Below are 21278 nucleotides of genomic sequence, written 5' to 3' on the forward strand. Positions count from 1 at the left end.
TATTGATTTTAATCAATAAAAAAAGGCCTGAACATAAAGTTCAGACCTTTTCAGCTTGGCTATATTGTCTAATTAAACGTCCATAGTGCCAGCAGGTACGTGAACATTACCATCCATGATGATTCTTGCACTTCTACTCATACTAGCTTTTTCTACAATATATTTTCCATCTTTCTGTGATAAAGATGCTCCAACCTTGATTGCCCCTGATGGATGACCGAAAGTAACTGTATCTTTCTCTCCTCCACCAGCAGCAAGGTTAACTAATGTCCCTGGAATACAAGCAGCAACACCAATAGCAACTGAAGCAGTTCCCATCATCGCATGGTGTAGTTGTTGCATAGATAAAGCTCTTACATGTAAATCCATTTCATCTGCTTTTACTTCTTTACCAGAAGAAGTTATAAAGTCTTGTGCGCCAGATACAAATGCAATTTTTGGTGTGTGTTGTTGAGTTAAGGCATCCTCGGCACTTTGCATAACACCCATTTTAAGAGCACCCGCAATTCTGATTTTTTCAAATCTCTCTAAAGCTTCAGTATCAGAGTTAATATCACCTTGAAGTTCAGTTCCTTTGTATCCAATTTCATCAGCATTTACAAATACAGTTGGAATACCAGCAGTAATCATAGTTGCCTTAAATGTACCAACACCTTCAACTTCTAAATCATCTACTAAATTTCCAGTAGGGAACAGTTCTTCAGATGGGTCAACTGGCTCAACAAACTCTAATTTGATTTCTTCAGCAGGGAAAGCAACACCATCAATCTCATAATCTCCCATCTCTTTAACCATTCCATTTTCCATTGTTACATAACATAGAATAGTTTTTTTGATATTTGCTTGCCAAATTCTTACACAACAAACACCATTTTCAGGTACATTATCAACTAATCCTTCATGAATAGCAAAAGGACCAACAGCAGATGATAAGTTTCCACAGTTTCCACTCATATCTACAAAGTCTTTATCAATTGCAACTTGGCAGAAGTAGTAATCTACATCATGATTTGGAACATCAGATTTACCAACTAAAATAGCTTTAGAAGTAGATGAAGAAGCTCCACCCATACCGTCCATTTGCTTTTTATAAATGTCAGGAGAACCTACAATTCTTTGAAGTAATTTATCTCTTTTTCTTCCATCTTCTTGTGCTTCTTTTGGAAGGTCTGCAATATTAAAGAAAGTACCCTTTGAAGTACCACCTCTCATATATGTTGCTTTTACTTTAAATTGTGGTTGATAACTCATAATAATTTTCCCTTTTTAATTTTAAATATTTATAGAAAAATCTATATTAATTCTTCTATAAATATCTAAAAAAGAGGAGAACCTCTTTTTTAAATTTAGATGTTAGTCTTACTTAGTTTCAGCAACAACATCTTTAGCGAATTTTTGTAAAATACCACCATTTTTGTAAACTTCAACTTCAGCAGAAGTATCTAATCTACATAATACAGGGAATTTAACAACTTCACCATTTGCTCTTGTCATAACAACAGTTAAGTCACATCTTGGAGTGATTTCACCTTCAATATCAAAAGTTTCAGAACCATCAATATTGTAAGTAAATCTTGTATCACCTTCTTTAAATTGTAATGGTAATACACCCATTCCAACTAAGTTAGTTCTGTGAATTCTCTCAATTGACTCAGCAATAAGAACTTCAACACCAGCAAGTCTTACACCTTTAGCTGCCCAGTCTCTTGATGAACCTTGACCATAGTTAGTACCAGCAATGATAATAAGTGGTTGTTTTCTATTGTTATACTCTTCAATAGCTTCCCACATTCTTGACTCAGTACCTTCTGGCATAATCTTAGTTAATGAACCTTGCTTAACATTTCCATTTTCATCTTTAACCATTTCATTAAATAGTTTTGGATTTGCTAATGTTGCTCTAGAAGCAGTATTGTGGTCACCTCTATGCGTAGCATAAGAGTTAAGGTCAGGAATTGGAAGACCTTTTGAAATACAATATTCACCAGAAGCTGAATCTGGTAAAATAGCATTTGATGGCGATAAGTGGTCAGTTGTGATATTATCTGGGAATACACCTAATGGTCTTAAACCTTTAAGTGCAGGCATTTGCATATATTCATCTTCCCAATATGGTGGTTTTTGAATATAAGTTGAGTTTGGATTCCACTTATAGAATGGCTCAGCTTTAACAGCAGTAATTCCATCTCTATTAAACATTGGGTCATAAATGTTGTTATACATTTCAGGTCTAACAAACTCTTTTTCAACTGCATCAATCTCTTCATCAGATGGCCATAAATCAGCTAACTTGATGTCGTTTCCATTTGCATCTTTTCCTAAAGAGTCATTTTCAATATCAAATCTAACAGTACCAGCTAATGCATATGCAATAACAAGTGCAGGAGATGCTAAGAATGCTTCTTTTACGTATGGGTGAATTCTTCCATCAAAGTTTCTGTTTCCAGAAAGTACAGCAGTTGAATAGATATCTCTATCAATTACTTCTTGTTGGATTTTTTCATCTAATGCACCAGACATACCATTACAAGTAGTACATGCAAAACCAACAACACCGAATCCTAATTTTTCCATTTCAGGTAGTAATCCAGCTTCTTTTAAATATACTTCAATAACTTTTGAACCTGGTGCTAATGAAGACTTAACCCATGGCTTTCTTTGTAATCCATGTTCGTTTGCTTTCTTAGCTAGTAAACCAGCAGCAATAACGTTTCTTGGGTTTGAAGTATTTGTACAAGAAGTAATAGCAGCAATTAAAATACCACCATCTGGAATTAAATCACCTTCTTGAGTCCACTCTTTTACAATACCTTCATCTTTTAAAGTAGAAGTTGGAACTAATTTATGAGGTTTAGAAGGACCTGCTAAAGATCTAGTTACTTTAGATAAGTCAAATTGAATAGTTCTAGCATATGTAGCATTGTCAAATTGATCTGCCCATAAACCATTTGCTTTAGCGTAAGCTTCAACTAATTCACATTGTTTTTGCTCTCTACCTGTTACTTTTAAGTAAGAAATAGTTTGCTCATCAATAGCGAACATACCAGCAGATGCTCCATATTCAGGAGTCATATTTGCAATAGTAGCTCTATCACCTAAGTTAAGGTATTTAATACCAGATCCAAAGAACTCTAAATATGCAGAGATAACATTATTTTCTCTTAAGAATGAAGTCATTGAAAGTGCAATATCCGTTGCAGTAATTCCAGGTGCTCTTTCACCAGTAATTTCAACACCAATGATTTCAGGAACTCTCATATATGAAGGGTTACCTAACATTACGTTTTCAGCTTCTAATCCACCAACACCAACAGCGATTACACCAAGTGCATCTACGTGTGGAGTATGTGAGTCAGTACCAACTAATGTATCTGGACTTGCAACACCATCATTTAAGTGTACAACTGGAGACATTTTTTCAAGGTTGATTTGGTGCATAATACCATTACCTGGAGGAATAACATCTACATTGTTAAATGCTTCTTTAGTCCAGTTAATAAAGTGGAATCTATCTGCATTTCTTCTGTCTTCGATATCTCTATTTTTTTGGAATGCATCTGGATCAAATCCACCACACTCTACTGCTAATGAGTGGTCAACGATTAATTGTGTTGGAACAACTGGGTTAACCTTATCAGGGTTTCCACCTTTACTAGCAACTGCTTCTCTTAGTCCTGCTAAGTCAACAAATGCTGTAAGTCCTAAGATATCGTGACAGATTACTCTTGATGGATACCAAGGGAAATCCTTGTCTGTTCTTTTTTCAATTAATTGAACTAGTGAATCTTTTAAGTCTTCACTTGGACATTTTCTAATTAAGTTTTCTGCTAATACTCTTGAAGTATAGTTTAGTTTTTCAAATGAACCAGGAGTAATATCTTCTACTGCTGATTTTACATCATAATACTTAACACCATCTACACCATCAAGGTCTTTAAGATATTTTTCGTTTGTCATTTTATATACCTGTTTATTAAAGTTTAGGTTTTCCCAATATTTTGCCATCAGTGCTAAATTTTATATGAATTTATCCACTGAAGTGTGGCACTTTGTTTTAAGTAAGCTTTGAAAGCTTACTTAAAATAGTTTTAGTCAAATTTGTTTCCCGTAAGGGAAGAGTAGTTTATTATGCTCTATCTTCTAAAGCAACGAAATCTCTTGGCTCAGGTCCAGTATACTCTGAACTTGGTCTGATAATTCTGTTGTTTGCTCTTTGTTCAAATGCGTGAGCAGCCCATCCAGCAGCTCTTGACATAATGAATAATGGAGTATAATATAATCTTTCGATTTCCATATAGTGATAAATTAATCCACCGAAGAAGTCGATATTATCTGGTAAACCTTTTTCAGCTTTAACTTTATCTCTAACTGCTTTAGCAATATCAAATAATTTAGGGTCAGAAGTTTCTAACTCTTTTAATTCTTTTGCTAATTCGAATCCGATAGGAGATCTTGGGTCAACTTCTCTATATACTCTGTGACCGAATCCCATGATTTTTTCTTTTTTAGCGAATAATTCATCAACTGAAGTTAACGCGTGCTCAACATTGTCAAATCCAAGTACAAATTTAATTGCAACTTCATTTGCTCCACCGTGTAAGTGACCTTTTAATGTACCAATACCAGTAGTCATACAAGAGTAGATGTCTGATAAAGTTGATGCTGTAATTCTGTTTGCAAAAGTTGATGCATTGAATTCGTGCTCTGCATATAAAGTTAACATAGCGTTCATAGCTTTAACTTCTACGTCTAATGGTTTAACTTCTTTTAATCTTTCTACAATATATCCTGCAATTGTATCTTCATCAGAAGCTAATTCAATCTCTTTACCATTTACGTGCCAGTGATGCCAGTAAACTAAGAATGAAGGAAATGCTCCTAATAATCTTGTAATTTTATCCATTTGGTCAGAGAAATCTTCTGCTTCTGGCTCAATACAACCTAAAGCTGAAGTAGCAGTCTTCATAACATCCATTGGGTGAGAAGAAGCTGGAATTGCTTTTAATACTTCTTTTACAGAAGCTGGTAATTGTCTACCTGCAATAATTTTTCTTCTGAACATTTTAAGTTCTTGTTTATTTGGTAATTCACCATTTAATAGTAAAAATGCAACTTCTTCGAAGTCAGCTTTTAAAGCTAAATCTGCAATATCATAACCTCTATAGTTAAGACCATTTCCTAATCCACACGTACAAATTGCTGATTGACCTGCTGTAACACCTGCTAATCCACTCATTATATTCTCCTTATATTTATCTTTTCCCTAGATTTTTTTAATTTAAATTATAATTTATGTATAAATTATTTTGCTTTTCCCTTAGCAAATAATTCATCCATTTTCTTTTCATACTCATGGTAACCTAACATATCGTATAGTTCCATTCTTGTTTGCATAGTATCAAGAACACCTTCTTGAGTACCTTTGTCTTTTAATTCTTGGTATACATTTAATGCAGCTTTGTTCATTGCTCTAAATGCTGATAATGGGTAAAGTACCATATCAATTCCAACAGAAGCTAATTCTTCAGTTGTGAACATTGGAGTTGCACCAAATTCAGTAATGTTTGCTAATACTGGAACATCAATTTGATCGCAGAACTCTTTATACTCTTTTAAAGTATGAATTGCTTCAGCAAAAATAGCATCTGCACCAGCTTCAACGTAAGCTTTTGCTCTAGCAACTGCTGCATCTTGACCTTCTGATTGGTGTGCATCAGTTCTAGCAATAATATAGAACTCTGGGTCTAATTGCATTTTAGCATCTACTGCTGCTCTAATTCTGTCACACATTTCTTCAGTTGTAACTAACTCTTTGTTTGGTCTGTGACCACATCTTTTAGCTGCAACTTGATCTTCGATATGCATACCAGCTGCACCAGATCTAATGAATTCTTTAACAGTTCTTGCAACATTAAATGCATGTCCCCAACCTGTATCAGCATCTACGATTACTGGAGTATCACAAATAGAAGTAATTCTTCTAATATCAATACATACATCCTCAATCATAGTCATACCTAAATCAGGTAATCCGTAAGAAGCGTTTGCAATACCACCACCAGAAAGGTAGATAGCTTTGTGTCCAACTTTTGTAGCTTGTAATGCTTGGTAAGCATTAATTGTTCCTACAATTTGTAAAGGACTTTCTTCTTTTAAAGCCTCTCTAAATTTTTTTCCTGCGCTCATGTTAATCCTTCATAAAATTAATTGACTTTCATTATACATGAGATTTATATTTAGGTAATGTATATTTTTTGTTTTGGAAACGGCAATTTTTTTTATGAAAATTTAAATATGTACAATATTTGTTCTTATGTATTGTTTTGGTACAATAATGCTTAAATATAAGTTTAAGGTTTGAGAATGATGTATAAAAACGGCATTGAGAAGTTTATAGAAATTTTTAAAAGGTCTAATCTAAGTATATCTAAATTTGCTTCATTGATTCAAAAAGATAGAAGAACAGTTACTTCTTGGATTGATAATATTTCTGATATAGAGCCAAATGAAGATGTAAAACAAAAAATATGTACAATATTTAGATATCCAGATTTTATTTGGGAAGAGGGATGTACAGGTGATGAGTTTGTTAAGTCAATTACTCAGATTCCCCAAAAAGAAGTAAGAATTATAGATGAAGACTATTATGGAAGATTAAAATACATAATGGATATTGAAAAAAATAGAAGATTTGTAATTCAAGCACAATTCCCTGGACCTATGTATAGAGATACAGCAGTAAAGAAAGTATATAGAACAAAAACTTCAACAGAAATAGAAGAGTTAAAACAAGCAAGAATAGAACAAATGCTTAGATATGATTATGATACTACAGAGTGGTACTCTATTAAATCAGTATTATCTTTCTGTTTTGCTAACTTTGGTAACTTTTATACAAAAGAAGAAAAAATCAAAATTTTAGAACTTATATATGAACTATTTAACAATAACTATAATAAAAAGCTTTTCTTGTTTGATTCATTTTCAAGAAAAATCTATGGAATGGAAACAACATATATCTCTATAAATGTCAAGCAAAAGATTCTTTTCTTTAAATCACCTATTGAGTCAGTATTTATAGAAATTAGAAATAAAAACTTAGTGGAAAGAATGCACAAATACTATTCTTCTCCTGTTGAAGCGCCATCTCATGTAAACTTTTTAGAGTCAATTAATATTATCAATATTTTAAAAGATGCAGTAAGATATAACAATAGTATTTTACAAGCTTATGAAACAATCAATAGAACAACAGATTATGGAGAGCTTTTCTATAATAACCTTAGTATAGATTTACAAAAACAAGTAAGCAAACCAAAACCTGGACAAAAAAGAAACTAAAGGTACATTATGGATTTTACATTATATATAAATGAGTTTATGATTTTAATGACCGCTTTGCTTATTGCATTATTAGCTCCGGGTCCAGATTTTGCAATGGTGTTTAAACAAAGTATTACTTATGGAAGAAGAGCTTCTATTTTCACAAGTATTGGAATAGGTCTTGGAAGTTCTATTCATATAATATATTGTATATTAGGAATTGGGCTTATTATTTCAAAGTCAATTATTCTTTTTAATATTATTAAATATCTAGGTGCAGCATATTTAATCTACCTTGGAATATCAAGTTTGAGGTCAAAAGGTTTCAAAATTGATAATAATAACACAATAGATGATAAAAACATAAGTGATTTTAAATCTTTTATGGTAGGATTTTTATGTAATGCATTAAATCCAAAGGCAACACTATTTTTTCTATCAATGTTTACAGTTGTGATAAGTATTGATACTCCACTTTTTGTTCAAGCTATTTATGGACTATTTTGTGTATTACTAGCAACACTATATTTTGTAATAACTTCATTGTTTTTAACTAAAGATAGTGTAAGAAGATTTTTTAATAAATTTGGAGCTTGGTTCGATAGAGCAGTTGGTGCTGTTTTAATATCACTAGGAATAAAAATAGCATTAAGTAAATAAGGAAAAGTATGAGTAGTAAAGACAGATTATTAAAAGTAACTTTTGATGAGATTTATGAAAATGGATACTATGCGACATCAGTTGATAAAATCCTTAAAAAAGCAAAAATGAACAAAGGTAGTATGTATCATTTTTTTAAATCTAAAAAAGAGTTAATGTTAGCTGTTATTGATGCTCATATTTTTGAATATATAGATAAAAAGTATGGTGCGATTTTAGATACAGAAGGTAACTATATTGATGCAATGTTTGAAGTTTTAAACAATAAAGAGTCATTTAACTTTACTTTTGGATGTAGATTAAATACTTTAGTTCAAGAACTTTCTCATCAAGACAAAGATTTCAAGGTGGCTTTAGAGAAAGTATATACTCACTTTGAAGGAATTTTAGAAAAAGTATTTCTAAAAGCAAAAGCTAACAATGAAATAGAATATGAAGATATCAAAGGTCTAGCAGTGTTTGTAGTTGCGACTATTGAAGGTGCTTTGTCAACTGCAAAGAAGTCTCAAGATGGAATGCATTTTGAAACTTGTATGAAACAATTGAAGCTTTTTTTTGAGTCAATTAGAAAAAAGTAATTTTCATTAGATTAAGTGATAAAAACTCTTGACTATATAGTCAAACTTTGGTATAATTTTTTTGACTAAGTAGTCATGTCCCTTTTTTTTGTGTCCATGACTTGACTATCTGGTCAACCCTTCCCCCGATTTAGTTCTCATAAATTATTATGGAACTTCAATCTACTCTTTATCCAAACTACAGTTTAGTAGTATGATAATTTGCTTAAAAGCATTAGCCTAATAAAAAGAACGAAAGTTCTTTTTATTAGAATTTAAAACTCAAAAATAAAATTAGCATGAACAGCATTGTTAGAAAAAGATGAGCCAACACCATTGTGAGATAAAGTTACATCAAAACTTTTAGAATCAGAATACTCTTTTTGATAAGATAAAGAGATATCATAATTGAATCTTCCATTATCAATCCCTTTAGAAGTAAAAGAACCAGCATTAGGAGCATTTACAAAAGAAGCAGAGATAGAGTTGTCATTATCATGTAAGTTATACCCTAGAGATGTTCCAATAGAGAAATAAGAACTATCATCAATAGTATATGTAGAGTCTAAACCTATTGATGGAATTAAATCAGTAGAAGAGAACTCTTCCATTTTAAGATTAGCACTAGTTGAACCTGATTCTTTGTATGAAGGAGAAGAGAAATGTCTATATAGTAAAGAAACATTTGGTTTTAAACTCCAAGTATTATTTAAAGAAAAACTTCTGTCAAGCTTTAAATATAGTGAAGCTAATTTAGATGTATATGAAGCATCTATATTTTCTCCTGTAAATATCTTTCTATTTGAATCTGTTCTTTGTAAAGAGTAACTTCCTTGATAAAATAAAGTATAATCATTTAAAAAAGGATTTGAACCATAAGCTAATAAAGTATAGATATCTAAATCTGAAGATTGAGAAAGACCATTAACATCTACATCTGAATTAGTATAAAATAGACCTAAGCCAAAATTGTGATTCTCTTTGTACTCAATGTCACTTCCTATACCAATACCATAAGAATCCACATCAAAACCAGAGATTCCATCTTTGTTGTCTTGCTTAGATGAAGAAGCAAAAGGTTTAAGCCATAATCGTTTGTTTTTTTCTAAAATCATATCCCCAGAGTTTAATCCAGAAGAGTTTCCTTGCCTTTGAGAGATAAGTGCTTGAATGTTAGAATTAACAGATGAACCAACTAAAAAAGAAGAAGTTCCAATCTGAGGAAGTAAAGATTCAATAGCATCAGCAACTGCACTGTCTGTAGGTAAAGCATTTAAGGCACTAAATAGATCATTCATAGAAGAGATATTTCCATTAAGATTGTCAAGTAAAGAGGCTATAGAGGTTAGATTGGGATTACTATTAGGATTTAAAGAATTAACTGCATTACTAATAGTATAGCCTTCAATAATATTTAGATCAATAGAATCAGCATCAGCAACATACTCAAAATCTAAAAGTGCAGAGTTGTCTGTGATATTTAAAGTTCCTTGTATGTCCAAAGAAGTAGAAGATGAAACCACATTTGACATAGTGTTTCCTACAAGAAGTTCTATATCAGAACTTAGTCCTTGGACATTTACTTTTATGCTTGAACCATCTTCAAAAGTTGCAGTTTTTGTTTTAAGTTCAGAGTGCCCCATAACCCCAGCAGTACCTGCTTGTAAAGAGACTTCTAAAACTCCATTTGATTTATTTATAAAATTTGTTATATAAGCAGGATTTGCACCATTTGCATTGTATGGAAGGATTATGTTACCACTGTTTGTAAGAAGTTGAGCATTTGCAAAAATATTTCCATCTAATGTTCCTGTGTTGTTTATGTTTCCAGGATGGTTATTTGCTATATAAATAGAGTAGGCATTGTCATCTCTTAGATTATCTTTTTGAGCTATAATAGTTCCAATATTATTTATATTTCCATAGTTTTCATAACTATAAATACCATAAGAATCTCCTATTATAGAAGTATTTACCTTTATTGAACCAAAGTTATTTATTGTAGAGGATAGAGTATTGAAAGTACTAAGAATACCATATCCTTCATTCATTCCAATAGCATCAATCTCTCCATAGTTAGAAATTGTTGAGCTATTGTCAATTATACTAATTCCAGCTGCCATGCCCGTATTAGAAATTATATCAATATGCCCTCTATTTATTAGTGTATATGGACTATCAAGAAAATTTCTTGATGTACTATCTAAAGAATAGATACCTGCAGTATCGGACGAAACATCACGTTTTATATGACCATTTGCTGTAATCTCTGCACTTTCTTGTGAACCATCAAAAATCTGATCAGTAGTTACTGTACCATTGATAATCAAATCAGCACTATATAAAGTAGAACAAAGCATACTTGCACTTATAAGGGATAATTTTATTTTTTTTCCTAACATTTTTCTTTCCTTTTTTTTATATACTTCCATTATAAAATACCCTCGTTACGTCTTGCGTTATAATGAAAAAAATTTTGAAAAAAAATAGATATAACGCAAAATATAACGATTGTGCTATATAATAAAAAGTGAAAGGTTTATTTTGAGATATGTGATTTTATTTTTATTTTTTTCTATCTATTCTTTTGCTTCTCTTACTATGAGTAAGTACTATCTTAGTGATGAAAACAATCAGCTAACAATAAATGAAATAATAAAAAAACAAAATAGTGAATATAAAATATTGACAAATAAAAACTCCTCTTTTGAGTTTACAGATGCAACAATTTGGATAAAAGTAGAAATAGATAAAAAAAGTACTTTTACAAAAGAGTATGTTTTAGAGATGCAGAATTTTTATAGAGGTGATATAGAAGTTTTTGATGAAGACGGAAAATTTATACATAAGTATAGCTCCTTTTTACCTTTTTCACATATGTCCTATCAGTATCCAAAGATTGCTATTCCTTTAAACCTAGAAGAGGAAAAAACTATTTTATATCTAAAAGTATCTTCTTTTGTGAAAATGACTGTGCATACAAAACTATGGGAAGAGAAAGCGTTTCAAAAAAATGTTTTAGATAGTACTGTATTTTTAGCTGTCTATTTTTCTGGAATGTTTCTTTTGATCTTTTATAATTTTATTTTCTATCTATTTAGTAAAGAGCGAGTATTTTTAATCTATGTTCTATTTACAGGTTCAGTATTTTTATCTATGCTTTTTCGTACAGGTATGGGCTTTGCATATATTTGGTCTGATTATCCTGAGCTTAATCAGCTAACAGGACGAGAGTTTTTTTATATGTTTATGATATTTGGCTTGATTTTTTGTAAGGAGTATTTAGACACAAAGAATAGAACACCAAAGCTGGATAAGGCTTTGATGTTTGCTATTTATCTTGGTGTGTTTTTTGTGATACTTCATTTTATTTTGTCATATAAAGACTCATTTATTTTTCTTGTTCTTATGAATTTTCTTTCACTTATTTTGATGTTTATAACAGCTTTTTATCATGCATTTGTTATAAAGAATAAAGAAGCATATTATATATTGTTTGGGTGGAGTTTTTTTATAATTGGTATATCCTTATCTGTTCTTATGTATATAGAAGTTTTAGAGATGAATCTATTTACACAGTATACTCCTGAGATAGGAAGCTTTCTAGATATCACACTTTTTTCTATGGCATTAGCAAGTAGTTATAGAAAAAAACAACTAGCACTAGAAAAGAGTAGAGTAAAACTTGCACAAATCAATAAAAACCTTGAAAAAATCATTGAAGAAAAAAATAAAGACCTAATTGAGAAAAACAAAAACTTAGAATATGAAGTGGGTCTGAATAGTTTTTTACTAAAAGAATTATCCCATAGAGTAAAAAACAATCTTCAAGTTATCTTGAGCTTTTTATCATTACAAAGTAAACACTGCAATAAAGAAGAAGTAAAAGTACTTTTAGATGAAAGTAGAAGAAGAGTAAATGCGATATCAACTTTGCATGAGCTATTAATTGATACACAAGAGTTTAATAGTGTTGATATAGATAGGTATTTAAAAAAATTGCTTGATTATAATAAACTGATTTTTAATGATTTAAATATTGATTTAAAGATTGATATTGTTAGTGCAAAGTTTCCAATTGAAGGAGCAACTCATTTAGGTTTAATAGTAAATGAACTATTTAGCAACTCTTGTAAACATGCATTTAAAGGGATTGATAGTCCTAAAATTGAGATTTCTCTACAGGCTATAGATAAGCAGTACACTTTAATAGTCAAAGATAATGGAAGAGGTCTTAGTGAAAATAGCAAAGAAAATCTAGGAAGTAAAATTATTAAAGCCCTTATTTCACAATTAAATGGTGTATATAGTTTAAAAAGTGATGATGGGTTTGAATATACAATAATTTTTAGAATAGATGATAAAGGAATAAACAATGAATATCTTGATTCTAGAAGATGATGCAATTATTGCAATGGATATAGAAACTAGCTTAGAAAGTTTAGATAGTCATAGTCTTTATAAAGCAAATAGTATGAAAGAGGCAGTATTAGTTGCACAAAAAACTAAAATAGATATTGTAATCTCGGATATTAAAATAAAAGGTGAAGCTAATGGAATAGAGGCTTCTTCTTATTTGCAACGCTTACATAAATCACAAGTTATATTTTTAACATCTTATTCTGATGAAAAAACACTTTTAGATGCTTCAAGTGTTGATTATTCTGGCTATATAATTAAACCTGTAAAAGAAGAAGAACTTCTTGCAAATATAAAACTTCTCACTCATAAAATAAAAAATATCAATTCAAAAGAGATTATAAATGATGATTACTATTTTGATAGAAGACATCATGTCTTATATTTTAAAAAAAGAGTAGTGATTTTTAGTCCAAAGGAACAACAGCTTTTTCTTCTTTTATATAATTCAAAAAATCTTTTAGTTCCTCATTCCATAATTGATGAAATAATTTGGTCAAATGATGTAAGTGATACAACCAGAAGACAACTGTTTTTTAGACTTAAAGCAAAACTTCCTGATTTGAAATTTGAAGCAATAAAATATGGAGGTTATATTCTTCATTGCTAAAAAGAAGAAAAAAGTATGAATCTGCTAAAATACTAAACTAAAAATTAATAAGGAATATCATTGAAACAATACTTAGATTTACTACAACATATTTTAGATAATGGTATTAAAAAAGAAGATAGAACAGGTACGGGAACTACTTCTGTTTTTGGTTATCAAATGAGATTTGATTTAAATGAAGGTTTTCCCCTTGTAACTACAAAAAAGACTCACTTAAAAGCTATTATTTCTGAGCTTCTTTGGTTTATAGAAGGAAGTACAGATGAAAGAAGGCTTGCAGAGATTCATTATGGTGATAAAGCTTCAAACTTAATTGGTAAAAAAACAGTTTGGACTGCAAACGCAGATGCTCAAGGAAAAGATTTAGGATATACAAATACAGATACTATAAAAGAGCTTGGTCCTGTATATGGGAGCCAATGGAGGTCTTGGATAGGAGCTGATGGAAAACCACATGACCAGTTAGCAACTGTTATTAATCAAATTAAAAACAATCCAGATAGTAGAAGAATTATTTTAAATGCTTGGAATGTAGCAGAGATAGAAAACATGGCATTACCTCCTTGTCATACTTTTTTCCAGTTTTATGTAGCAGAGGGAAAACTATCTTGTCAGTTATATCAAAGAAGTGCAGATGTGTTTTTAGGAGTACCTTTTAATATTGCTTCTTATGCACTACTTACAATGATGATTGCACAAGTTTGTGATTTAGAAGTAGGGGATTTTGTTCATACTTTTGGTGATGCACATATCTATTCAAATCATATGGAACAAGTTAATTTACAACTTAGTCGTACTCCACATAAAAAACCAACTATGAAAATCAATTCTGATATTAAAGATATAAATGATTTTAAAATGGAAGATTTTGAATTAGTTGATTATGTATGTGATGAACCAATTAAAGCACAAATGGCTGTATAAAGCCAACTCGTTGACTTCTTTAGAATTTTGCTACTTTTAATAGGAATTTATTTCCTATGAGAAAAAGTAGATAGAGAATATAAAAGGTTCCCTTTTAATTGGGAACCAATTCAAAGGAATAATAATGAAAATTTCAATGATAGTAGCCTATGGAAAAAACTGGGAAATAGGTTTAAACAATCAAATGTTATGGCATATAAGTGAAGATTTTAAAAACTTCAAAGCCATAACTTCAGGTCACCATATTCTAATGGGAAGAAAAACTTTTGAATCAATTGGAAAGCCCCTTCCAAATAGAACTTCACTTGTATTAAGTAGAGGTGAGTTTGAACAAGAGGGTGTTTATACTTTTAACCAGATACAAAAAGCTTTAGATTTTGCAAGGGCAAATGGTGAAGAAGAACTATTTGTAATTGGCGGAGCAAATATCTATGAAACTATGTTTGACTATGTTGATAAAATGTATTTAAGTGAAGTTGATTTTGATGGTGAAGCTGACGCTTTTCTAAAAGAGATTGATTTCTCTTCTTGGGATTTAGTAGAACAAAAAGAGTATGAAGAGATAAAAGAGGGTGATAAAGTTAAATCACCAGCTTGGAAATTTAAAGTTTGGGTTAAAAAAGATTAAGTAAATGCTTAAAAAAATAACCGCTCTTTTCCCTATTTGGGCAATTGTTTTTTCAATAATTGCCTATTTACAACCTAGTATAGTAGTTGATTTTAAATCTTGGATTATCCCTTTACTTATCTTGATAATGTTTTGCATGGGAATTACTTTAAAAGTAGATGATTTTAAAAGGGTTTTGAAAAAACCTAAAATCATAGCTTTAACTGTTGCTTTACAGTTTTTGATTATGCCCCTTGCTGCTTTTGTTATCTCAAAACTTTTTAACCTTTCAGATGAATTACTTGTTGGTATGGTTTTAGTTGGTGCTGTTTCAGGTGGAACTGCTTCAAATGTAATTGCATATTTAGCGAAAGCTGATGTTGCTTTATCTATTACTATGACTATTGTTTCAACACTTTTATCTATACTTATTACACCATATTTAACGCTACTTTATGTGGGACAAACAGTTCCTGTTCCTGCTTTTAGTATGTTATTGAGTATTTTAAAAATCGTATTTGTCCCAGTTGTGGTTGGGATTATTTTAAATCACTTCTTCCATAAATATATAGAAAAGAGACATGATTTATTTGCATTTTTCTCTATAGTTTCTATTGTATTTATAATTGGAATTATAATAGGACTTAACCAAAGTAAAATAGCAACTATTGCATTACCTTTAATGCTTGCAATCATGCTTCATAACTTCTCTGGACTTTTATCAGGATATTATATTTCTAAACTTTTTGGCTACAGCAAAAAAGAGTGTAAAACAGTAGCTATTGAAGTTGGTATGCAAAACTCAGGTTTAGCAGTAGTCTTATCAATGAAGTATTTTACTGCTTTAAGTGCTTTACCAGGAGCTATCTTTAGTATTTGGCATAATATTTCTGGTTCGATTATCGCTGGATATTGGTCAAAAGAAGATGAACACTAAAGCTTATAAAAGCTCTAGTGTTTCAGCTAATTTACTCGCAACTTTTTTATAGTTTCTTATCTCTAAAAGTCTAGTTTGACCTTTTTTACCAACATTTTCAACCTCTTCTTTTGATAAATCAATTATCTCTTCAAGTCTAGTTTTTATAGAGTATTTATCAAATTTACAGAACCAAGCATCATAATCATCTGTAAACAGAGTATAGTTGTTTGCATTATTTGTCATAAGACATGGAATTGCTGTTGAATAATAATCCATAATTTTAATAGGTGTAGAAGTACTAAATAGTGGAATATCAGGTAAAACACAAATTCCAACATCTGCTTCTGAGATATATTTTAATAACTCTTCTTTTGTTTTAGCATTTACAATATTTATTTTGTTTTCCAAAGTAGGAAAAGAGCTTATTATAGCTTTTGCATTTTCAGGGTTTTTTGTTGAGATTGTTAGTTTCCATGAAGAACTTTTTACACTATCAAAGGCATTTATAACTGTTTCAAAATCCCTTAGTTTGTCGATTGTTCCTGCGTAGAAAAATCTTTTTTCATTTGATTGATGTTGTTTGTTCTCTTTTAGTTCATCTGGGTCTAAACAAGGAGGACAGATAAAAGTCTTTACTTTTACTGCTTCATAATATTCTTCTTTCATCAAATCAGAAGAAGGCAAGAATATATCACATTGATTTATATATTTTGTTTCAGAAAAACTGTTAATGGTAGTATTTAGATATTTTAAAAAGCTAGATTTATTGTTTGCTTTATCAACTTCCATTTTCTCAACATCTTTTGGAAATGAGAGTCTATATCCAACTTTATAGTTGTAGGTTTTACTTTGTTGTAAAACTGCTTTTAAAATATCAGCATTATTTCTAACTATAATATAGTCATATTCACTTGGACTAATACCTGCATTTTCAAACAAATTTAAGATTTTTGTCTCTTCTTGTTTGGGTAAAACAAAACGTCTATCATCTTTTTTTTCTAGTTCAGTTTTAAATTCACTGAAGTAAACTATATCAGTATGGATATAATTATTTAAATGTTTTTCAAACAAAGGGCCAATAAAACTGTGGTCAGTGTACTCATCTTGGTCTGTAATATAAAGAAGCCTATTCATAACTACTCCTTGCTAGAAAATTGTAACATTCTATCATAAACAAGTAGCATTAAAGAAGCACTAATATTATTTTTTTAAATAACTAGTTTAATGGGAGTTTAATTTAAATTTTAAGTATTTGTTTTTCTAATGTAAAACAGTTAATTGTACTAAAATTATACATTAATTTTTATTTAATTGGTATTATTATAATATAATAGCTTGAATCTAAAAAAAGAGAGATAATGGGTAATAGTAGTAACATTATTAATATGAATAAAATTAATAAATTTTATGACGACTTTCATGTTTTAAAAAATATTAATTTTTATGTAAAGAAGGGTGAAATTGTTGTTGTTTGTGGACCATCAGGTTCTGGTAAATCAACACTAATTAGATGTATCAATGGACTAGAAGACATCGATGAAGGTGAAATCATAGTTGATGATATCGACATTCATAAAAGTAAAAAGAACCTACAAGAGATTAGAGGTGAAGTTGGAATGGTTTTTCAGCACTTTAATCTATTTCCTCATTTAACTATTTTAGAAAATATTACACTAGCTCCATCTTTAGTTAAAAATGTAAATAAAGATGAAGCAAAAAAGATTGCTTTAGAACTACTTGATAAAGTAAAACTAAAAGATAAAGCTAACTCATATCCTGCTGATTTAAGTGGTGGACAAAAACAAAGAGTTGCCATAGCAAGAAGTTTAGCAATGAAACCAAAAGTTATACTTTTTGATGAGCCTACATCAGCTCTTGACCCAGAAACAATTGGTGATGTACTTGCAGTTATGAAAGATTTAGCAAAAGAGAACTTTACTTTAGTTTGTGTTACTCATGAGATGGGTTTTGCAAAAGAAGTAGGGGATAGAATTGTATTTATGGACCACGGAGTTATCGTTGAAGAGAATACTCCAGAAGAGTTTTTTGCACATCCAAAAAGTGATAGAGCAAAGAAATTCTTAAAAGAGATATTAACACATTAATAAGGAGAGAGAGTGAAGAAATTAGTATTAGCTTTAATGGTATTTGCAACTATGAACTTACTTGCAGATGACATTAATCTTTGGAAGAAGTCTACGTTAAATGAGATTGTTAAAAGAGGGGAATTAAGAGCTTGTTTAGACCCAGGATATATGCCTTTTGAAATGAAAGACAAAAGAGGTAGAATCATTGGTTATGATATCGATTTTGGTAAAAAAATGGCAAAAGAAATGGGTGTAAAATTTGTACCTGTATCAACTGCATGGGATGGAATTATTGCATCACTTTTAACAGGTAAATGTGATATTATCATGTCTGCAATGACTATTACTCAACAAAGAAACTTAAAAATTAACTTTGCTGACCCATATGTTGTAATTGGACAAACTGTTTTAATTGACAAAAAATTACAAGGTAAAATTACTGACGCTACACAATTAGACAAAAAAGGTTATACAATAGTTACTAAACTTGGTGTAACTGGTGAAATTGTTGCAAAGAAATTCTTCAAAAATGCAAAAGTAGTTACTTTTGAAACAGAAGCAGATGCAGCAGCAGAAGTATTAAATGGAAAAGCAGATGCATTTATCTATGACCAACCATATAATATTCTATTTATGTCTGATAAAGGTAAAGGTAAATTAGTACACTTAGATACTCCATTAACTTATGAGCCATTAGGGTGGGCTATTAGAAAAGGTGACCCTGATTTCCTTAACTGGTTAAACAACTTCTTAAGACAAGCAAAAGAAGACAAACTTGTTGATTTCCATGGAAAATTAAATAAGAAATGGTTACAAGATACAGATTGGTTAAAAAGAGTTCAATAATATATGAGTAAAAAACATCAATCTTGGGCACAAAATAAGAATCTAGGGCATTTAATTGCTCTAGCTTTTTATCTAGCAGTTGGATATTTCTTTTATCTAGCAGCAGCAAACATGAACTATGTTTGGAAATGGAACTCTATCCCTAAATACTTTGTTTATGAGCAAAGTGTAAATATTGAAGCTCCTATAGATGGAAAACTAGTATTAAAAGATGAAAACTATTTTATTGAAGGAACTGATACAGTTCAGTTAGAAAATTTAGATAGTAGTTTTTTATTAGAGTATAAAGTAGGAGAATATGTATATCAGTTTGATATTGTTGCATCAAAAAGTGAAACTAAAATTGGTCCTGTATTACAAGGACTTTGGGTAACACTTAAGATATCATTCTTTGCTGCAATTCTTACTTTTATAATAGGTATTATAGTTGCACTTATGAAACTATCTACTTATCAGTTCTTAAAAGATATTGCGACGGTTTATATTACACTAGTTAGGGGAACACCTTTACTTGTGCAAATCTTCTTATTCTATTTTATAGTTGCAAATATTTTTGAGCTTGATAGATTTATTGCTGGTGTATTAGCCCTTGGGATTTTCTTTGGTGCTTATATGGCAGAGGTTTTAAGAGGTGCTATTCAATCTATTGATAAAGGGCAACTTGAAGCTGCTAGTTCATTAGGTATTTCTAAAACTCAGGCTATGAGATATATTATTTTACCTCAAGCATTTAAAAGAGCTTTACCAACATTAGTTGGTGAAATGATTGCTTTAGTTAAAGATTCATCTTTAGTTTCTGTAATTGCAATTACAGATTTAACTAAAGTAGGTAAAGAGATTGTTGCAAATACTTTCTCTCCCTTTGAGACTTGGATTGTGGTTGCTTTAGTTTATCTAAGTATTACTTCTTTGTTAAGTTTCATTGGACATAGATTAGAGAAAAAAATGGCTTTAAAAGGCGGAATGAGTTAACTTGGAAATATTATCTAATTTTATCCAACAAACTATTACTATCTTTGCTATTATGGACCCAATAGGGATTAGTGCATTAGCACTATCTTTATTGAGCCCAAATATTACAAAAACACAAATATCTACAATTGCTAGAAAATCTACATTTACTATTATTATCGCATTTTTTGTAGTTTTAATTACAGGTGATGCTATCTTAAAGATTTTTGGTATTGGTGAAAATTCACTTAAAGTTATGGGTGGAATTATTCTACTTATGATGGCAATTTCAATGGTAAATGGTAGTGCAAAAGAGGGTAAAAAAGATGATGACAAAAGTGACGAAGAACTTTCTGTTATTCCAATAGGTATTCCTATAGCTTTTGGGGCTGGACTATTTACTACTATTATTATTTTTAAACATGATGCTGAAACATTTGTTGATTTAGTATCTATTACTCTTGCATTTTGTATAAATGCATTTTTATTTTATCTGATATTAAAAAACTCAATTTATATTAGAAAATTCTTTGGTGCTACAGGACAAAATGTAGTTACTAAACTTATGGGATTGATTGTTGGAGCTATTGCTGTACAATTTATAATCTCAGGAATTGTTAGCCTAACTAAACTCTATTTATAATGTTTTTAGATGTCTTCTTAAAAGGTTTTATTGTAACAATATCTTTGATTGTTGCAATAGGAGCTCAAAATGCATATATTTTAAAACTTGGGCTTTTAAAACAGCACGTTGGAAAAGCTGTACTATTTTGTATTCTTTCAGATATTTTACTTATTTCATCAGGGGTATTAGGTTTAGGCTTTTTTATAAAAGATAATCAAATCCTTATAAACTCTATTGCAATTTTTGGAATCATATTTTTATGTTATTACTCTTTTTTATCTTTTAAGTCCGCACTTAAAAATGAGAGTTTAAAAATTGATGATGAAGTAAAAACAAATCCTTTAAAACAAGTATTAACTTTATTATTTGTTTTTACATATTTAAATCCACATACTTATCTTGATACTATTTTATTAATAGGTGGAATTGGAGCAAATATTGAAGACAATCTAAAACTATATTTTCTATTAGGTTCTTTATTAGCTTCATCTTTTTGGTTTTCTACTTTAGGTTTTGGTGCAAGATTTTTAATTCCATTATTTAAAAAGCCAATTACATGGAAAATATTAGATATTTCTATTGGTCTATTTATGCTATTTATCGCTTATTCACTGATAGATATAATTAAATAAAATATATTTTAAGTTTAGATTAAAGCCATCAACTAAAATTATTTTAAATAATAAAACTTAATATAAGAAATTATAATTTAAGTCACCTGATAAAAATACTCCCTAAGTAATTGTTTTT

At 30.2% G+C, this 21278-nt stretch carries 19 protein-coding genes; 13 read left to right on the top strand and 6 right to left on the bottom strand.

Annotated elements, in window-relative coordinates; translation table 11 throughout:
• Nucleotides 1-72 precede the first annotated feature (72 nt).
• From prpF to prpB, 4 genes are all read right to left on the bottom strand, one after another.
• A complete protein-coding gene (prpF, locus tag CRV03_RS08090) occupies nt 73-1251 on the bottom strand; it encodes a 2-methylaconitate cis-trans isomerase PrpF (protein WP_129084632.1) in 1179 nt (392 codons plus the stop codon).
• A gap of 108 nt (nt 1252-1359) precedes the next feature.
• Nucleotides 1360-3957, bottom strand: coding sequence for a Fe/S-dependent 2-methylisocitrate dehydratase AcnD (gene acnD, locus CRV03_RS08095; RefSeq protein ID WP_129084633.1), 2598 nt, complete (start codon nt 3955-3957; stop codon nt 1360-1362).
• A 169-nt stretch (nt 3958-4126) separates the two neighbouring features.
• The gene (locus tag CRV03_RS08100) at nt 4127-5236 is read right to left on the bottom strand and encodes a citrate/2-methylcitrate synthase (RefSeq protein ID WP_129084634.1); all 1110 of its coding nucleotides are present in this window, start codon (nt 5234-5236) and stop codon (nt 4127-4129) included.
• 65 nt (nt 5237-5301) lie between these two features.
• Entirely contained in the window at nt 5302-6186 is an 885-nt protein-coding gene (gene prpB, locus CRV03_RS08105; protein ID WP_129084635.1) for a methylisocitrate lyase, read from the bottom strand.
• Between the two features lie 177 nt (nt 6187-6363).
• On the opposite strand from prpB, the gene CRV03_RS08110 reads away from it, so the two are divergent.
• The 3 genes from CRV03_RS08110 to CRV03_RS08120 are packed head-to-tail and all read left to right on the top strand — an operon-like array spanning nt 6364 to nt 8561.
• On the top strand, nt 6364-7341 hold the full coding sequence (locus CRV03_RS08110; protein WP_129084636.1) for a hypothetical protein: 978 nt from the start codon (nt 6364-6366) through the stop codon (nt 7339-7341).
• 9 nt (nt 7342-7350) lie between these two features.
• Nucleotides 7351-7983: a LysE family translocator gene (locus CRV03_RS08115; RefSeq protein ID WP_258239045.1), complete on the top strand. Its 633-nt coding sequence runs from the start codon at nt 7351-7353 to the stop codon at nt 7981-7983.
• Nucleotides 7984-7991: 8 nt separating this feature from the next.
• A complete protein-coding gene (locus CRV03_RS08120; protein WP_129084637.1) occupies nt 7992-8561 on the top strand; it encodes a TetR/AcrR family transcriptional regulator in 570 nt (189 codons plus the stop codon).
• 254 nt (nt 8562-8815) lie between these two features.
• Here the strand turns inward: CRV03_RS08120 and CRV03_RS08125 are convergent, their stop codons facing one another.
• On the bottom strand, nt 8816-10942 hold the full coding sequence (locus CRV03_RS08125; protein ID WP_164968640.1) for an autotransporter outer membrane beta-barrel domain-containing protein: 2127 nt from the start codon (nt 10940-10942) through the stop codon (nt 8816-8818).
• 151 nt (nt 10943-11093) lie between these two features.
• Between CRV03_RS08125 and CRV03_RS08130 the strand changes: the two genes are divergently transcribed.
• The 5 genes from CRV03_RS08130 (at nt 11094) to CRV03_RS08150 (ending at nt 16037) form a co-directional block, all read left to right on the top strand.
• Nucleotides 11094-12941, top strand: a complete 1848-nt coding sequence (locus tag CRV03_RS08130) for a 7TM diverse intracellular signaling domain-containing protein (RefSeq protein ID WP_258239046.1) — start codon at nt 11094-11096, stop codon at nt 12939-12941.
• Nucleotides 12916-13569, top strand: a complete 654-nt coding sequence (locus tag CRV03_RS08135; RefSeq protein WP_129084640.1) for a response regulator — start codon at nt 12916-12918, stop codon at nt 13567-13569. The genes CRV03_RS08130 and CRV03_RS08135 overlap by 26 nt, the downstream gene beginning before the upstream one ends.
• A 60-nt stretch (nt 13570-13629) precedes the next feature.
• Nucleotides 13630-14493 (top strand): thymidylate synthase, encoded by an 864-nt coding sequence (locus CRV03_RS08140; RefSeq protein ID WP_129084641.1) that lies wholly within the window; start codon nt 13630-13632, stop codon nt 14491-14493.
• A 124-nt stretch (nt 14494-14617) separates the two neighbouring features.
• On the top strand, nt 14618-15121 hold the full coding sequence (locus CRV03_RS08145; protein ID WP_129084642.1) for a dihydrofolate reductase: 504 nt from the start codon (nt 14618-14620) through the stop codon (nt 15119-15121).
• A gap of 4 nt (nt 15122-15125) precedes the next feature.
• Nucleotides 15126-16037, top strand: a complete 912-nt coding sequence (locus CRV03_RS08150) for a bile acid:sodium symporter family protein (RefSeq protein WP_129084643.1) — start codon at nt 15126-15128, stop codon at nt 16035-16037.
• A 3-nt stretch (nt 16038-16040) separates the two neighbouring features.
• Here the strand turns inward: CRV03_RS08150 and CRV03_RS08155 are convergent, their stop codons facing one another.
• Complete coding sequence (locus CRV03_RS08155) at nt 16041-17153, bottom strand: glycosyltransferase (RefSeq protein WP_129084644.1); 1113 nt, start codon at nt 17151-17153, stop codon at nt 16041-16043.
• Nucleotides 17154-17395: 242 nt separating this feature from the next.
• Between CRV03_RS08155 and CRV03_RS08160 the strand changes: the two genes are divergently transcribed.
• Genes CRV03_RS08160 through CRV03_RS08180 form a run of 5 tightly spaced genes read left to right on the top strand, consistent with a single transcriptional unit; the run spans nt 17396 to nt 21160 of the window.
• Nucleotides 17396-18124: an amino acid ABC transporter ATP-binding protein gene (locus CRV03_RS08160; protein WP_129084694.1), complete on the top strand. Its 729-nt coding sequence runs from the start codon at nt 17396-17398 to the stop codon at nt 18122-18124.
• A gap of 12 nt (nt 18125-18136) precedes the next feature.
• Nucleotides 18137-18952, top strand: a complete 816-nt coding sequence (locus CRV03_RS08165) for a transporter substrate-binding domain-containing protein (protein WP_129084645.1) — start codon at nt 18137-18139, stop codon at nt 18950-18952.
• Between the two features lie 3 nt (nt 18953-18955).
• The gene (locus CRV03_RS08170) at nt 18956-19924 is read left to right on the top strand and encodes an amino acid ABC transporter permease (RefSeq protein ID WP_129084646.1); all 969 of its coding nucleotides are present in this window, start codon (nt 18956-18958) and stop codon (nt 19922-19924) included.
• Between the two features lies 1 nt (nt 19925).
• Nucleotides 19926-20546, top strand: a complete 621-nt coding sequence (locus CRV03_RS08175) for a MarC family protein (protein WP_129084647.1) — start codon at nt 19926-19928, stop codon at nt 20544-20546.
• Nucleotides 20546-21160, top strand: coding sequence for a LysE/ArgO family amino acid transporter (locus CRV03_RS08180; protein ID WP_129084648.1), 615 nt, complete (start codon nt 20546-20548; stop codon nt 21158-21160). The genes CRV03_RS08175 and CRV03_RS08180 overlap by 1 nt, the downstream gene beginning before the upstream one ends.
• The last annotated feature ends 118 nt before the right edge of the window (nt 21161-21278 follow it).

The organism is Arcobacter sp. F155, assembly GCF_004116455.1.
In the GTDB taxonomy this organism is placed as follows: Bacteria; Campylobacterota; Campylobacteria; order Campylobacterales; family Arcobacteraceae; genus Halarcobacter.